The following is a 14,385-nucleotide window of genomic DNA, read 5'->3' on the forward strand; positions in this document are numbered from 1 at the left end:
CACGTACCTTCTGACCTTTGTCTCCCGTGAGCCACGCCATCTCCTCCGATCTGCTCAAGCGCTACGACGTGCCGGGGCCGCGCTACACCTCGTACCCGACAGCCGATCGCTTCGTCGAAGCCTTCACCGAGCAGGACTACCGCCAGGCACTGGCGCAGCGCGCCGCCGGCTCGATGGCACTGCCTTTGTCCCTGTACGTGCACATCCCGTTCTGCGAATCGCTCTGCTACTACTGCGCCTGCAACAAGGTCATCACCAAGCACCATTCGCGGGGGGCCGAGTACCTGCGCCACCTCTCGCGCGAGGTGGAGCTGCAGATCGAGGCCCTGGGTTCGGGCCAGGCAGTCTCGCAACTGCACCTGGGGGGCGGCACGCCCACCTTCCTGTCCGATGCCGAGCTCGAAGACCTGATGACCATGCTGCGGCGCCACTTCAACCTGGTGCCTGGCGGCGAGTATTCGATCGAGGTCGACCCCCGAACGGTGAATGCCCAACGCCTGCAGGCCTTGCACCGGCTGGGCTTCAACCGGCTGAGCTTCGGCGTGCAGGATTTCGACCCCGCGGTGCAGAAGGCAGTGCACCGCATCCAGCCGGCCGAGCAGGTGTTCGCGCTGGTGGCGGCCGCGCGTGAGATCGGCTTCGAATCCGTCAACGTGGACCTGATCTACGGCCTGCCGCTGCAGACGCCCGAATCGTTCCGGCGCACGCTGGCGCAGCTCACCGAGTTGCGGCCGGATCGCGTGGCCCTGTATGGCTACGCGCACCTGCCGACGCGTTTCAAGCCGCAGCGGCGCATCGTGAGTGCCGAGTTGCCCGGTGCGGCCGAGAAACTTGCCATGCTGTCGGCCTCGCTCGATACGCTGGTTGAGGCGGGGTATGTCTACGTGGGCATGGACCACTTCGCACTGCCCGATGACGCCCTGGCCGTGGCCAAGCGGCAGGGCCGGCTGCACCGCAACTTCCAGGGCTACAGCACTCAGCCCGATTGCGACCTGATCGCACTCGGTGTCTCGGCCATCGGCCGGATCGGCGCCACCTACAGCCAGAACGCCAAGACGCTGGAGGAGTATGTGGATCTGCTCGACCAGGGCCGCCTGCCGATCGTGCGCGGCCTGGCGCTCACGCGCGACGACCTGTTGCGTCGCGCAGTGATCATGGCCTTGATGTGCCAGGGCGAGTTGCTGTTCGAATCCATCGACCAGGGCCACCTGATCGACAGCCGCCGCTACTTCGCGCGCGAGCTCGAGCGCCTGGGCGATTTTGTCCAGGAGGGCCTGGTCACCGTCGATGAGAGCGGCGTGCAGGTCACCGACCGCGGCTGGTACCTGATCCGCGCCATTGCCATGGTGTTCGACCGTCACCTGCAGGTCGATCAGGATCGCGCGCGCTTTTCCCGGATCCTCTGATACCGTTGCCGGCATGAACAGCTCGCTGGCCATCACCGCCTTGCTCATGGGGCTTGTGGGCGGGCCGCACTGCGTGGCCATGTGCGGCGCAGCCTGTGCCGGCATCGCCCGCGCGGGCGCGCCACGCAGCACGCAGGCGCTGCTGGCCTTCCAGGGCAGCCGTATCGCGGGCTACGCGCTCATGGGCGCGCTGGCCGGTGGCTCGGTGCAAGGCCTGGCCTGGCTGGGTGAACACACGGCCGTGCTGCGCCCGGTGTGGACCATGTTCCATGTGGCCGCACTGCTGCTCGGCGCGGTGCTGCTGTGGCAGGCCCGCCAACCCGCCTGGGTCGACCGCTTGGGGCAGGGCGTTTGGCGCAAGGCGCGCCCGGCCATGGCGGCGCTCGGGCCGCGCGCGCCTTTCGTCCTGGGGGCGGGCTGGGCGCTCATGCCCTGCGGGCTGTTGTATTCGGCGCTGCTGGTGGCCGCACTCAGCGCCAACGCGGCCCAGGGCGCGGGCGTGATGGCCTTGTTCGCACTCGGTACCTCCGTGTCGCTGCTGGCCGGGCCCTGGCTGCTGCTGCGCCTGGGCGAATGGCGCTCGGGCGGTTGGGGCATCCGCCTGGCGGGCCTCGTGCTCATGCTGGCCTCGGGCTGGGCGCTGTGGATGGGCATCACCCAACCCACGGGCCTGTGGTGCGCGCCGCCCGCGGCCTGAAGGTCAGCCCTTGCGCCGCTCGGGCAGCGTGGCGAGCACCAGCCCCAACAGCGCGATGCCGAATGCCAGCACCTGCAGCGCGGTGAGACGCTCGCCCATGAACACCACACCGATGAGCGCTGCGCTGATCGGCAGCATCACCGTGAACACGCCCGCCTGCGAGGCCGGCACGGTCTTGAGCCCGGTCATCCAGAGCCACACCGTCCACACGCTGGCGGCCAGGCCATAGAACACCAGCAGCACCCACACCGGGGCGGTCACAGCCGAGAAATCGAACGACAGCGCGGCCCACAGCCCCATGGGCGTGACCAGCGCCAGCCCCCACAGGTTGATGATCGCCGAGATGCGCTTGGGGCCCAGGCCTTCCGTGAGCCGTTTGCCGATGACCACGTAGGACGCCTCGCAAACCACGGCGGCAAACACCAGCAGGTTGCCCAGCAAGGCGCGCGATGCGTCCACGCCTTCGGCGCCGGCGCCCTTGTCGAGTGAAAACAGGCCGATGCCCAGCGCCGCACACGCGATGCCCGCGGCGCTGCGCGCGCCGATGCGCTCGCGCAGGAACAGCCAGCTCAGCACGGCCACCACCGCCGGAATGGACGACATCACCACGCCCGCGGCGACTGCGGTCGTCATGCTCACGCCGAACAGCATGCAGATCGAGAACAGGAAGTTGCCCAGGAAGGATTCGAGGAACAGCAGCAGCCGCGTGCGCGGCGTGATCGGTGGCTCACCAGCCGGCTTGCGCAGCCAGCGGCCCATGGCCAGCGCGCCGATGCCGAAACGCAGCCACGCGAGCAGAAACACCGGGAACACAGCCACCAGTGGCTTGGACAGGGCGACGTAGCTGCCCACGAGCGCCATGCTCAGGCCCAGGCTGCCGTAGGCGGCGGCGCGTTGAAAGGAGGTCACGGGAAACGGTGGAGGGTGAACGGGCTGCGCATCATGCCGCAGGTACCACCGGGTGTTTTTTGCATGGAGAAATTTTCTTTCTGTATGGTGGAATGGCGGGTTGTTGCGATGCCGCAAAATTTCTTGATATGGGAGATGAAATTTCGCATGGAGAGATTCGTGTGATTTCTGTTTGATTTTGAAAGAGAAATTTTTTGTCTTATATAAGACACAAGAGACAAATTTGGTCTTCTATAAGACTTACAGTCTCTCCAACGGCACCGCGCCTGCATGCACGGCTCCGCCCCCGCTCTCTCATCAACCCCAGGAGTGTCTCCATGCCCCAATCCCTCACCGAACAGCTCAGCCGCGCGCAGCAGATCGAAGCCCTCGAAAAAGACTGGGCCACGAACCCGCGCTGGAAAGGCATCAAGCGTGGCTACACCGCGCAGGACGTGGTGCGCCTGCGCGGCAGCATGCACATCGAGCACACGCTGGCCAAGCGCGGCGCGGAAAAGCTCTGGGAAAAGATCAACGGTGGCGCCAAGAAGGGCTACGTGAACGCCTTCGGCGCCATCACCGCCGGCCAGGCCATGCAACAGGCCAAGGCCGGCCTGGAAGCCGTGTACCTCTCGGGCTGGCAGGTGGCGGCCGATGGCAACACCAGCGAAACCATGTACCCCGATCAGTCGCTCTACGCGTACGACTCGGTGCCAACCATGGTGCGCCGCATCAACAACACCTTCAAGCGCGCTGACGAGATCCAGTGGAGCCGCGGCATCGAGCCCGGCAGCAAGGAGTTCATCGACTACTTCCTGCCCATCGTGGCCGACGCCGAAGCCGGCTTCGGTGGCGTGCTCAACGCCTTCGAGCTGATGAAGAACATGATCGCAGCGGGCGCTGCCGGCGTGCACTTTGAAGACCAGCTGGCGGCCGTGAAGAAATGCGGCCACATGGGCGGCAAGGTGCTCGTGCCCACGCAGGAAGCCATCGAGAAGCTGATCGCTGCGCGCTTCGCCGCCGACGTGATGGGCGTGTCCACCATCGTGCTGGCCCGCACCGATGCCGAGGCCGCCAACCTGATCACCAGCGACCACGACGCCAACGACAAGCCCTTCCTCACCGGTGAGCGCACGCAGGAAGGCTTCTACCGCGTGAAGAACGGCCTGGAGCAGGCCATCAGCCGCGGCGTGGCCTACGCCCCGTACGCCGATCTGGTGTGGTGCGAAACCGGCACGCCCGATCTGGGCTTCGCCCGCGAGTTCGCGCAGGCCGTGCATGCCAAGAGCCCGGGCAAGCTGCTGTCGTACAACTGCTCGCCCTCGTTCAACTGGAAGAAGAACCTGGACGACAAGACCATCGCCAAGTTCCAGGACGAGCTCTCGGCGCTGGGCTACAAGTACCAGTTCATCACGCTGGCCGGCATCCACATCAACTGGTTCAACACCTTCCAGTTTGCGCATGCCTACGCCCGCGGCGAAGGCATGAAGCACTACACCGAGATGGTGCAGGAGCCGGAATTCAAGGCGCGCGAGCAGGGCTACACCTTCGTGTCGCACCAGCAGGAAGTCGGCGCGGGTTACTTCGACGATGTGACCACCGTGATCCAGGGCGGTTCGTCCAGCGTGAAGGCGCTGACCGGCTCGACCGAGGAAGAGCAGTTCCATTGATCGTCTGGTGGGGGCCTGGGGCGACTTCACACGATTTGTGTGAAAATCCAGGCTCCCCAACGAGCAAGAGCGAGAAAGGCATGTCGGTTATGACACCGCGAACTCAGGAGAGCTTCTCCGTGGCCCTGTGAGGCCTGCAGTTCGCGCCTGCCCGAATCCTTCTTCTCTTCCCCCCAAAAGCGCGGCCCCTGCCGCGCTTTTGTTTTTCCGGAATCCGCACCATGCCCCAGATCACGCTCCCCGACGGCTCGCAACGCAGCTTCCCCGCGCCGGTCACCGTGGCCGACGTCGCCGCCTCCATTGGCGCGGGCCTGGCCAAGGCCGCGCTGGGCGGCAAGGTGGACGGCAAACTTGTCGACACCAGTTTCACCATCGAGCGCGATGCAGCGCTGTCCATCGTCACCGCCAAGGATGCCGATGGCCTGGAGATGATCCGCCACTCCACGGCCCACCTGCTGGCCTACGCGGTGAAGGAGCTGTACCCGGACGCGCAGGTCACCATCGGCCCCGTCATCGAGAACGGCTTCTACTACGACTTCTCCTACAAGCGCCCCTTCACGCCCGAGGATCTGGCCGCGATCGAAAAGCGCATGGCCGAGCTGGCCACCAAGGACGAAAAGGTGGAGCGCCGCGTGCTGCCGCGTGACGAGGCGGTGGCGCACTTCAAGGCCATGGGTGAGCACTACAAGGCCGAGATCATCGCGAGCATTCCGGCCAATGAGGACGTGAGCCTGTACCGCGAGGGCGGCTTCGAGGACTTGTGCCGTGGCCCGCACGTGCCCAGCACGGGCAAGCTCAAGCATTTCAAGCTCATGAAGGTGGCCGGCGCCTACTGGCGCGGCGACCACCGCAACGAGATGCTGCAGCGTGTCTATGGCACGGCCTGGGCCAGCAAGGAAGACCTGCAGCAATACCTCACGATGCTGGAAGAGGCCGAGAAGCGCGATCACCGCAAGCTCGGCCGCGAGCTCGACCTGTTCCACCTGGACGAGCACAGCCCCGGCACGGTGTTCTGGCACCCCAAGGGCTGGACGCTGTGGCAGGAGGTGGAGCAGTACATGCGCTGCATCTATCGCGACAACGGCTACCAGGAGGTCAAGGGCCCGCAGATCCTGGACAAGGCGCTGTGGGAGAAGACCGGCCATTGGGAGAAGTATCGCGACAACATGTTCACGACCGAGAGCGAGAAGCGTGACTACGCCCTCAAGCCGATGAACTGCCCGGGCCACATTCTCATCTACAAGCAGGGCATCAAGAGCTACCGCGACCTGCCGCTGCGCTATGGCGAATTCGGCCAGTGCCACCGCAACGAGCCCACCGGCGGCCTGCACGGCATCATGCGCGTGCGCGCCTTCACGCAGGACGACGGCCACATCTTCTGCACCGAGGACATGATCCTCGACGAGTGCGTGGCGTACACGACCCTGCTGCAAAAGGTCTATGCCGACTTCGGCTTCAGCAACATCATCTACAAGGTCGCCACGCGCCCAGCCGCGCGTATCGGCTCGGACGAGAGCTGGGACAAGGCCGAGCACGCGCTGATGGAAAGCCTGCGCCGCTCGGGTTGCGAATTCGAGATCGCCCCCGGCGACGGCGCCTTCTACGGCCCGAAGATCGAATACACGCTCAAGGACGCCATCGGCCGGCAGTGGCAGTGCGGCACCATGCAGGTCGATTTCTCCATGCCCGAGCGGCTGGATGCCGAGTACGTGGCCGAGGACGGCTCGCGCCAGCGCCCGGTCATGCTGCACCGCGCCATCGTGGGCAGTCTGGAGCGTTTCATCGGCATCCTGATCGAGCAGCACGCCGGCGCGCTGCCCGCCTGGCTGGCTCCCGTGCAGGTGGCGGTGCTCAACATCACGGATTCCCAAGCCGATTACTGTCGGGAAATCGCGAAATCTCTGCAGAATCAAGGGCTTAGGGTGACGACCGACCTGCGCAACGAGAAAATCACGTATAAAATACGGGAGCACGCGTTGCAAAAGCTGCCTTTCATTGCCGTTGTGGGCGACAAGGAGAAGGCTGCTGGTGCGGTGGCGGTGCGGGCCCGGGGTAACAAAGACCTCGGGGTCATGCCCCTGGAGGCCTTCTCCGAACTGGTGGCATCCGCGGTTTCATCCAAGGCTTGAGCGTCCTGCGACGCTCCCTCGATGCTTCCCCCGTACCCCTCGCGCTCGACACGTGCCAACCCGCGGCCGCAAGGCCGCTTTTGATTCCATCAACCGCCCCACGAAGGACGCACACCATCGCTACCAACTTTCGCGACCGCCGCCAGCGTGAAGAACGCGCGCACCGCCTGAACCGGGAAATCATGGCCCCCGAGGTCCGCCTCAACGGCCCCGAGAACGAACCCCTGGGTATCGTCAGCCTGCAGGAAGCCCTGCGCATGGCTGGTGAACTCGATGTCGATCTGGTCGAGATTGCCGCCACCGCCAACCCGCCGGTGTGCCGCCTGATGGACTACGGCAAGTTCAAGTACCAGGAACAGAAGAAGGCGGCCGAAGCGAAAGCCAAGCAGACGGTCATCGAGATCAAGGAAATCAAGTTCCGTCCGGGCACCGACGACGGCGACTACAACATCAAGATGCGCAACATCCGCCGCTTTCTTGATGAAGGCGACAAGTGCAAGATCACCTTGCGCTTTCGCGGTCGCGAGATCACGCACCAGGAACTGGGCCTGGCCCTGCTGGACCGCATCCGCAACGACCTGGGCGACCTGATCGTGGTGGAGCAGTTTCCCAAGCTCGAAGGCCGGCAGATGATCATGATGATCGCGCCGAGCCGCAAAAAGAGCGTGGCGCAGAACAAACCGGCCGAGGCGGCAACGCCCGCGGCCACCCCTTCGGCGGCCTGAGCCGGCGAAGGAAACCGATTGAACCGGTGGGGTTGGTCCCCCGCTGGTTCGAGGCGATGGCCGCAAGGCGATCGCCGAACGCCAGGGCCGAAAGGCCCGGCGACAGAAGTGGCTCGGGGCCCATCAAGACCGTGATTCGTTTTCACGGGCGCCTCACGAGCACAAATCAAGAAGGAGCATTCCAATGCCCAAGATGAAGACCAAGAGCAGCGCGAAGAAGCGTTTTCGCGTTCGTCCCGGTGGCACCGTCAAGCGCGGTCAAGCCTTCAAGCGTCACATCCTGACCAAGAAGACCACCAAGAACAAGCGCCACCTGCGGGGTGCGGTGAATGTGCATGAGACCAACATGGGTCACATGGCGCAGATGCTGCCCTTCGCCGGGCTGTAAAGCCGGCTTGTAATCACGACGAACAAGGAGAAGCAATATGCCTCGCGTCAAACGTGGTGTCACGGCTCGCGCCCGACACAAGAAAGTCCTGGCCCTGGCCAAAGGTTTCCGCGGCCGTCGCGGCAACGTCTTCCGCATCGCCAAGCAGGCGGTGATGAAGGCGGGCCAATACGCCTACCGCGATCGCCGCACCAAGAAGCGCGTGTTCCGCCAGCTGTGGATCGCGCGTATCAACGCCGGTGCACGCGCCTGCGGCCTGACGTACAGCCAGTTCGCCAACGGTTTGAAGAAGGCCCAGATCGAGATCGACCGCAAGGTCCTCGCCGACCTGGCCGTCAACGATCCCGCGGCCTTCGGCAGCATCGTGGAGCAGGTCAAGGCCAAGCTGGCTTCCGCTTGATCCCCGGCCGGGCGGCTTGTCCGCCCGCGGCCGTTTGAAGGGGTTGAGGCTTGAGGGGTCACCCGCCAGCTTCAACCCTTTTTTCATTGCATCGGACATCCATCGCATGAACGAGTTGGACACCCTGGTTGAGAGCGCGCGCGCCGACTTCGCACAGGCCACGACGCCGGTCGACCTGGAGAACGCCAAGGCCCGCTACCTCGGCAAGGCCGGGCGCATCACCGAGCTCATGAAGGGCATGGGCGCGCTGTCGGTCGAGGAAAAGAAAACCCGCGGTGCCGCGATCAACGTGGCCAAGCAGGCCATCGAGACCGCGCTGACCGATCGCCGCCAGGCCCTGGCCGATGCCGAGCTGCAAGCCCAGCTCAAGGCCGAGGCGCTGGACGTGAGCCTGCCGGGCCGCCAGCGGGGCGTTGGGGGCCTTCACCCCGTGAGCCTCACGCTGGAGCGCATCGAGGCGATCTTCGGCTCCATGGGCTTCGAGGTGGCCGACGGGCCCGAGATCGAGTCCGACTGGTTCAACTTCACCGCATTGAACACGCCCGAGGACCACCCGGCGCGTTCCATGCACGACACTTTCTACGTCGAAGGCGGCTCGGCCAAGGCGCCCAACCTGCTGCGCACCCACACCAGCCCGATGCAGATTCGCCACGCGGTGCAGCACGTCAAGCGCCACCGCGCCGCGCTTGATGCCGGGCAGGCCATGCCGGAGATCCGCGTCATCGCACCGGGCCGCACCTACAGGGTGGACAGCGACGCCACCCACTCGCCCATGTTCCACCAGTGCGAAGGCCTGTGGATCGGCGAGAACGTGAGCTTCAAGGACCTCAAGGTCGTCTTCACCGATTTCTGCCGCACCTTCTTCGAAAGCGACGATCTGGTGCTGCGTTTCCGGCCCAGCTTCTTCCCCTTCACCGAACCCAGTGCCGAGATCGACATCCAGTTCCAGAGCGGCCCGCTGGCCGGGCGCTGGCTCGAGGTCGCGGGCTCGGGCCAGGTGCACCCGAACGTGGTGCGCAACATGGGGCTCGACCCCGAACGCTACATCGGCTTTGCCTTCGGCATGGGGCCTGACCGCCTGACCATGCTGCGCTACGGCGTCAACGACCTGCGCCTGTTCTTCGACGGCGACGTGCGTTTCCTGAGCCAGTTCCGATAAGCCCGTCTGCCAAACAGCAAACACCATGCAATTCCCCGAATCCTGGCTGCGCGCCTTCTGCAACCCGCCGCTGAGCAGCCAGCAACTCGCCGACACACTCACCATGGCCGGGCTCGAGGTCGAGGAGCTGCGCCCGGTTGCGCCGCCGTTCGCCAAGGTGGTCGTGGGCGAGATCAAGGCCGCCGAACAGCACCCCAACGCCGATCGCCTGCGCGTGTGCCAGGTCGACGTGGGGCAGGGCGCCTTGCTCAACATCGTGTGCGGTGCGCCCAACGCACGCGTGGGCATCAAGGTGCCTTGTGCGATGGTGGGTGCCGTGCTGCCCCCCGCAGACGACGGAAAACCATTCGAAATCAAGCTTGGCAAGCTGCGCGGCGTGGAAAGCCAGGGCATGCTGTGCTCGGCGCGCGAACTCAAGCTCTCCGAAGACCACGGTGGCCTGCTGGAGTTGGCCGCCGACGCCGTGGTTGGCCGCGACATCCGCGAGCAGCTTGCGCTGGACGACATGCTGTTCACGCTCAAGCTCACGCCCAACCTGGCGCATTGCCTGAGCGTGTACGGCATCGCGCGCGAACTGTCCGCCATCACGGGCGCGCCCCTGAAGGTCCCGTCGTTCCCCGCCGCGCCGGTGGCGCTGAACGACAAGCTGCCGGTGCGCGTGGACGCGCCCGATCTCTGCGGCCGATTCAGCGGCCGCGTGGTGCGCGGCGTGAACACGCAGGCGCAGACGCCCGCCTGGATGGTCGAGCGCCTCGCACGTTGCGGCCAGCGCAGCGTCTCGCCGCTGGTGGACATCTCCAACTACGTGATGTTCGAGTTCGGCCGTCCCTCGCACATCTTCGACCTCGACAAGATCCACGGCGGCCTGCAAGTGCGCTGGGGCCGTGCGGACGAATCCCTCAAGCTGCTCAACGGCAACACCATCACGGTCGATGGCGAAGTCGGCGTCATCGCCGACGAGCAGGCCGTCGAGTCGCTCGCGGGCATCATGGGTGGCGACGCCACCGCGGTGTCTGACGACACGAAGAACATCTACATCGAGGCCGCGTTCTGGTGGCCCAAGGCCATCGCCGGCCGTTCGCGTCGCTACAACTTCAGCACCGACGCCGGCCACCGCTTCGAGCGCGGCGTCGATCCGTCGACCACGGTCGAGCACATCGAACACATCACACGCCTGGTGCTCGAGATCTGCGGCGGCCAGGCCGGGCCGATCGATGACCACGTGATCCACGTGCCGCAGGCAAAGCCGGTCACGCTGCGCGTGGCGCGTGCGGCCAAGGTCATCGGCATGCCCGTCACGCAGGCGCAGTGCGTGGACGCGCTGCGGCGCCTGGGCCTGGCGGTGCAGGAGGGGCAGGGCACGGTCACCGTCACCCCGCCGCCGCACCGCTTCGATCTGCAGATCGAGGAAGACCTGATCGAAGAGGTGGTGCGACTGATCGGCTACGAACAGTTGCCCACCACGCCGCCGCTGGCACCCATCACCGCGAAGATCCGCCCCGAATCGCGCCGCGGGCCGTTCGCGCTGCGCCGCCAACTGGCCCAACTCGGCTACCAGGAAACCATCAACTTCAGCTTCGTCGAAGCGCGCTGGGAGCACGAGCTCGCGGGCAACCCCGATCCGATCAAGCTGCTCAACCCGATCGCGAGCCAGATGAGCGTCATGCGCTCCTCGCTCGTGGGCAGCCTGGTCGCCGCGCTCAAGTTCAACCTCGATCGCCGCGCCGAGCGTGTTCGCCTGTTCGAGATCGGCCGCGTGTTCCGCAAGGACGCTTCGGTGCCCGACAGCGACACCAGCGTGGCCGGCTTTGACCAACCCATGCGCGTGGCCGGCCTGGCCGGTGGGCCGGTGAACGCGCTCCAATGGGGCGAGGCCGAGCGGGTGGTCGACTTCTACGACGCCAAGGGCGACGTGGAGGCCCTGCTGGCACCGCGCCGAGCCGAGTTCCGCGCGGCCGAGCACCCGGCGCTGCACCCGGGCCGCTGCGCTGCGGTCTGGCTCGACGGCCGCTGCGTCGGCCACGTGGGCGAATTGCACCCGCGCTGGCGCCAGGCCTACGACCTGCCGAGCGCGCCGGTGCTGTTCGAACTCGAACTCGACGCCGTGCTGGCGCGCACCGTGCCTGCCTTCCAGGCCGTGAGCCGCCACCAGCCCGTCGAGCGCGACCTCGCCATCGTGGTGAACGAGTCGGTCACGCACGACGCGGTGATGGCGGCGATCCGCTCCGCCGGCGGCGAGTGGCTGCGCGACGCCGTGCTCTTTGACGTCTATCGCCCCAGGAAGGGCGCCCCGGCCGGCAGCCTGTCGGCCGATGAGAAGAGCCTGGCGGTTCGCCTCGTGCTCAACCGCGACGACGCTACACTGACCGAAGAACAGATCGAGGCCACCGTGGCGGCAGTGCTCGCCGCGCTGCAGCAGCGCACGGGCGCGCGCTTGCGCACCTGACCGCCCGGCCCCAACGCATCCCAAGGAGATCCCGCATGGAACTGGCCGTCGAAAGCCTCGAAACCCCGGCCCTGACCAAAGCGCAACTGGCCGAACTGTTGTTCGACCAGATCGGCCTGAACAAACGCGAGTCGAAGGACATGATCGATGCCTTCTTCGACCTGATCACCGAAAGCCTGGTCAACGGCACCGACGTCAAGATCTCCGGTTTCGGCAATTTCCAGATCCGCACCAAGGCGGCCCGCCCGGGCCGCAACCCGCGCACCGGCGAACCGGTGGCCATCGAGGCGCGTCGCGTGGTCACGTTCCACGCCAGCCCCAAGCTCAAGGAGCAGGTGCAGGCTGCGGTCATCGGCGATTGAGCGCCGTTCGTACCTCCCCTTGGGGATTGGTTACAACATATCTCACGAAAACCCGGGTGCCCGCCACCGGGCGAACGGTACTTAGAGTAAATTCAAGGTTCGGTTTCTACCGCCTTGATTTACATGGAGAATTCTCTCCCTCCCATTCCAGCCAAACGCTACTTCACGATCGGTGAGGTCGGGGAGCTGTGCGGCGTGAAACCGCACGTGCTGCGCTACTGGGAACAGGAATTCACCCAGCTGCGGCCCATGAAGCGCCGCGGCAACCGGCGCTACTACCAGCACCACGAGGTGCTGATGATCCGGCGCATCCGCGAGTTGCTCTACGAGCAGGGCTTCACCATCAGCGGAGCACGCAACAAGCTGCAGGAGCTCGCGCAGAACGAGCGCGACAAGCGCCGCCGCGACGACGACGAGGCCATCGACGTGATCGACCTCGACGCGGTGATCCACGAAGATGACACGGTGGTGGTGTCCGCCACCGTGGCGGCACCGCCTGTGCAGACCACGTTGCTGGGCGAGGTGCGCCGCGAACTGCTCGAGATTCGCGAGCTGCTGCGCTTCTGAGTCCGGGAAGCCCTCGCTTTGCTGGCTATAATGCAAGGCTTGTCGGCGTGTAGCGCAGCCTGGTAGCGCACTTGCATGGGGTGCAAGGGGTCGCGAGTTCGAATCCCGCCACGCCGACCATTACACGGGAAACCCGCTGTTCGAAAGAGCCTAGCCGTTCGGTTAAGGGGTTGATAACGACCACTTCGGTGGTCGTTTTTCATTGCAGGACAACGACTTAGAGAGCCCACTGCTGACCAAGAAAAAGCGCCGGACAAGTCCGGCGCTAAGTGCTTGAATCAGCTGAAGATTTCCGCCTAGTCTGTTCGCTTAGCAACTCCTTTATGGAACGGCTAGCGAAAGAGCAGCGGGTTTTTTCTTTTGTGTTGACCGTTTTTCAGGGCACGAGCCACTGCACCTGTGTGCCTTCGATGCGCGCGCGGCGGTGCCCGGCGCGATCGAGCATCAACCAGTCCATGGCTTGCACGGCGATCTCCACCACCGCCAGATGGTGGTTGGTCGCGGTGGCGGGCGCGTCGCCATCGAGCACATGGCCGGGCGGTCGGGCCGAGAGGTAATCACCTGCTGCTGGCGACGTGCGCACGCGGGCCCAGGCCGCTTCAACGGCCGGCCCGTCTGTCATCACGCGGGCCGTCCCTTCTGCACGCAGTTGCCAGCCCAGGCGGGCGCTCCAGAACAGCAGTGTGGCCCGGGGTTGTGCGCGCAACTCGGCGCATTTGGGGCTGCGGGCGTCGGTGAAGAAGCTGAGCGTGCCGCTGTCGCGCGCGGCCTGACGCAGCACCACGGTGCGGGCCTGCGCGTGTCCCAGCGCGTTCACCGTGGCCAGCACCGGGGTGCGCCATTCGTGGTGCTTGTCGAGCGGGGCGCGCTGCAAGGCCTGCCAGACCAGCGTGGGCAAGGTCTCGGCGGTGATGGCGGTCACCGTCATGCGCCCGACTCCAGGCCCCGCCCTTCGCGCAGGCGCTGGCTCTTGCGTGTGCGTTCCATGAAGTCGGGTGGTTTGCGCCGCACCCAGGCCACGAAGCGGGCCACCTCGGGGTGTGCCAGCAGGGCGTCAACGGTGGCATAGCGCCGCGCGAGCTCGGTCTCGGTGAACAGGGCATGGATCTGCCGGTGGCAGATGCGGTGCAGGTATTCGGTGTGGCGACCTCCCTCGCTGCGGGGGATCAGGTGATGGGCGTCGCGCTGCGCTGGCGGAATGGGCCGCTGGCAAAGGGGGCAGAGCAGGGGGCCTTGCCCGTCGGGCAGGGCGTCCAGGCGTTCGGCCAACAGCTGGCGTCGGATACGGCCGGCCACGTTCAGTCCCACGGATTCGACGCAGTCATCGGGCGATGCTAGCGATGCCGCCTTGGTCGGGAACATTGCTCGGATTCTGCCGGCCGGGCTGGACAGCGATGGCCTGTCTCTATACTGTATATACGTAAGGGGTATCCGCTTAGCTCCAGTTCGGATACCATCACTGGATGAATATCCAGCATATCGCATCACCGGCAGCTGGCAAGGACTACCCCAGCAACTGGAACGAGTTTCTGGACTGGTTCGCCAGCG

General features: G+C 65.6%; 15 protein-coding genes and 1 tRNA gene. 12 read left to right on the forward strand and 4 right to left on the reverse strand.

Annotation, left to right across the window (positions count from 1 at the left end):
• Window positions 1-26: 26 nt before the first annotated feature.
• Both hemN and M3149_RS01605 read left to right on the forward strand, forming a co-directional pair.
• Window positions 27-1,406, forward strand: a complete 1,380-nt coding sequence (gene hemN / locus M3149_RS01600) for an oxygen-independent coproporphyrinogen III oxidase (protein ID WP_251707576.1) — start codon at window positions 27-29, stop codon at window positions 1,404-1,406.
• Between the two features lie 13 nt (window positions 1,407-1,419).
• Complete coding sequence (locus M3149_RS01605) at window positions 1,420-2,103, forward strand: sulfite exporter TauE/SafE family protein (RefSeq protein WP_251707577.1); 684 nt, start codon at window positions 1,420-1,422, stop codon at window positions 2,101-2,103.
• 3 nt (window positions 2,104-2,106) lie between these two features.
• Here M3149_RS01605 and M3149_RS01610 read toward each other — a convergent pair whose 3' ends face one another.
• Together M3149_RS01610 and M3149_RS01615 are read right to left on the reverse strand one after the other, a co-directional pair.
• The gene (locus M3149_RS01610; RefSeq protein ID WP_251707607.1) at window positions 2,107-2,964 is read right to left on the reverse strand and encodes a DMT family transporter; all 858 of its coding nucleotides are present in this window, start codon (window positions 2,962-2,964) and stop codon (window positions 2,107-2,109) included.
• Window positions 2,965-3,008: 44 nt separating this feature from the next.
• Complete coding sequence (locus M3149_RS01615; RefSeq protein WP_251707578.1) at window positions 3,009-3,161, reverse strand: hypothetical protein; 153 nt, start codon at window positions 3,159-3,161, stop codon at window positions 3,009-3,011.
• A gap of 168 nt (window positions 3,162-3,329) precedes the next feature.
• Here M3149_RS01615 and aceA point away from each other — a divergent pair, with 168 nt between their 5' ends.
• The 10 genes from aceA to M3149_RS01665 all read left to right on the forward strand — a co-directional run bounded on the left by aceA (window position 3,330) and on the right by M3149_RS01665 (window position 12,957).
• The gene (aceA, locus tag M3149_RS01620; protein ID WP_251707579.1) at window positions 3,330-4,661 is read left to right on the forward strand and encodes an isocitrate lyase; all 1,332 of its coding nucleotides are present in this window, start codon (window positions 3,330-3,332) and stop codon (window positions 4,659-4,661) included.
• A gap of 221 nt (window positions 4,662-4,882) precedes the next feature.
• A complete protein-coding gene (thrS, locus tag M3149_RS01625; RefSeq protein WP_251707580.1) occupies window positions 4,883-6,790 on the forward strand; it encodes a threonine--tRNA ligase in 1,908 nt (635 codons plus the stop codon).
• Between the two features lie 116 nt (window positions 6,791-6,906).
• Window positions 6,907-7,515: a translation initiation factor IF-3 gene (infC, locus tag M3149_RS01630; RefSeq protein WP_353056787.1), complete on the forward strand. Its 609-nt coding sequence runs from the start codon at window positions 6,907-6,909 to the stop codon at window positions 7,513-7,515.
• Between the two features lie 184 nt (window positions 7,516-7,699).
• Window positions 7,700-7,903: a 50S ribosomal protein L35 gene (gene rpmI, locus M3149_RS01635; RefSeq protein ID WP_009517525.1), complete on the forward strand. Its 204-nt coding sequence runs from the start codon at window positions 7,700-7,702 to the stop codon at window positions 7,901-7,903.
• A 37-nt stretch (window positions 7,904-7,940) separates the two neighbouring features.
• Complete coding sequence (rplT, locus tag M3149_RS01640; RefSeq protein ID WP_251707582.1) at window positions 7,941-8,303, forward strand: 50S ribosomal protein L20; 363 nt, start codon at window positions 7,941-7,943, stop codon at window positions 8,301-8,303.
• 106 nt (window positions 8,304-8,409) lie between these two features.
• The gene (pheS, locus tag M3149_RS01645) at window positions 8,410-9,462 is read left to right on the forward strand and encodes a phenylalanine--tRNA ligase subunit alpha (protein ID WP_251707583.1); all 1,053 of its coding nucleotides are present in this window, start codon (window positions 8,410-8,412) and stop codon (window positions 9,460-9,462) included.
• 25 nt (window positions 9,463-9,487) lie between these two features.
• Entirely contained in the window at window positions 9,488-11,908 is a 2,421-nt protein-coding gene (gene pheT, locus M3149_RS01650) for a phenylalanine--tRNA ligase subunit beta (RefSeq protein WP_251707584.1), read from the forward strand.
• 35 nt (window positions 11,909-11,943) lie between these two features.
• Complete coding sequence (locus M3149_RS01655) at window positions 11,944-12,270, forward strand: integration host factor subunit alpha (RefSeq protein ID WP_166225807.1); 327 nt, start codon at window positions 11,944-11,946, stop codon at window positions 12,268-12,270.
• Window positions 12,271-12,393: 123 nt separating this feature from the next.
• The gene (locus M3149_RS01660; RefSeq protein ID WP_251707585.1) at window positions 12,394-12,837 is read left to right on the forward strand and encodes a MerR family transcriptional regulator; all 444 of its coding nucleotides are present in this window, start codon (window positions 12,394-12,396) and stop codon (window positions 12,835-12,837) included.
• Between the two features lie 43 nt (window positions 12,838-12,880).
• Window positions 12,881-12,957: transfer RNA gene (locus M3149_RS01665), tRNA-Pro, on the forward strand.
• Between the two features lie 256 nt (window positions 12,958-13,213).
• Here M3149_RS01665 and M3149_RS01670 read toward each other — a convergent pair.
• Entirely contained in the window at window positions 13,214-13,765 is a 552-nt protein-coding gene (locus M3149_RS01670) for a pyridoxamine 5'-phosphate oxidase family protein (RefSeq protein WP_251707586.1), read from the reverse strand.
• Complete coding sequence (locus M3149_RS01675; protein WP_353056785.1) at window positions 13,762-14,199, reverse strand: HNH endonuclease; 438 nt, start codon at window positions 14,197-14,199, stop codon at window positions 13,762-13,764. The genes M3149_RS01670 and M3149_RS01675 overlap by 4 nt, the downstream gene beginning before the upstream one ends.
• Window positions 14,200-14,385: the final 186 nt, after the last annotated feature.

Origin of the sequence: Hydrogenophaga intermedia (genome assembly GCF_023715105.1) — a bacterium.
Lineage (GTDB): Bacteria > Pseudomonadota > Gammaproteobacteria > Burkholderiales > Burkholderiaceae_C > Hydrogenophaga > Hydrogenophaga intermedia_A.

What these genes read in the sequence shown, in the direction of transcription:
- M3149_RS01605 (WP_251707577.1), top strand. Translation starts at nt 1,420, where the DNA reads ATGAACAGCTCGCTGGCCATCACCGCCTTGCTCATGGGGCTTGTGGGC.
- M3149_RS01610 (WP_251707607.1), bottom strand. Translation starts at nt 2,964, where the DNA reads ATGGCGCTCGTGGGCAGCTACGTCGCCCTGTCCAAGCCACTGGTGGCT.
- M3149_RS01615 (WP_251707578.1), bottom strand. Translation starts at nt 3,161, where the DNA reads ATGCGAAATTTCATCTCCCATATCAAGAAATTTTGCGGCATCGCAACA.
- aceA (WP_251707579.1), top strand. Translation starts at nt 3,330, where the DNA reads ATGCCCCAATCCCTCACCGAACAGCTCAGCCGCGCGCAGCAGATCGAA.
- thrS (WP_251707580.1), top strand. Translation starts at nt 4,883, where the DNA reads ATGCCCCAGATCACGCTCCCCGACGGCTCGCAACGCAGCTTCCCCGCG.
- rpmI (WP_009517525.1), top strand. Translation starts at nt 7,700, where the DNA reads ATGCCCAAGATGAAGACCAAGAGCAGCGCGAAGAAGCGTTTTCGCGTT.
- rplT (WP_251707582.1), top strand. Translation starts at nt 7,941, where the DNA reads ATGCCTCGCGTCAAACGTGGTGTCACGGCTCGCGCCCGACACAAGAAA.
- pheS (WP_251707583.1), top strand. Translation starts at nt 8,410, where the DNA reads ATGAACGAGTTGGACACCCTGGTTGAGAGCGCGCGCGCCGACTTCGCA.
- pheT (WP_251707584.1), top strand. Translation starts at nt 9,488, where the DNA reads ATGCAATTCCCCGAATCCTGGCTGCGCGCCTTCTGCAACCCGCCGCTG.
- M3149_RS01655 (WP_166225807.1), top strand. Translation starts at nt 11,944, where the DNA reads ATGGAACTGGCCGTCGAAAGCCTCGAAACCCCGGCCCTGACCAAAGCG.
- M3149_RS01660 (WP_251707585.1), top strand. Translation starts at nt 12,394, where the DNA reads ATGGAGAATTCTCTCCCTCCCATTCCAGCCAAACGCTACTTCACGATC.
- M3149_RS01670 (WP_251707586.1), bottom strand. Translation starts at nt 13,765, where the DNA reads ATGACGGTGACCGCCATCACCGCCGAGACCTTGCCCACGCTGGTCTGG.
- M3149_RS01675 (WP_353056785.1), bottom strand. Translation starts at nt 14,199, where the DNA reads ATGTTCCCGACCAAGGCGGCATCGCTAGCATCGCCCGATGACTGCGTC.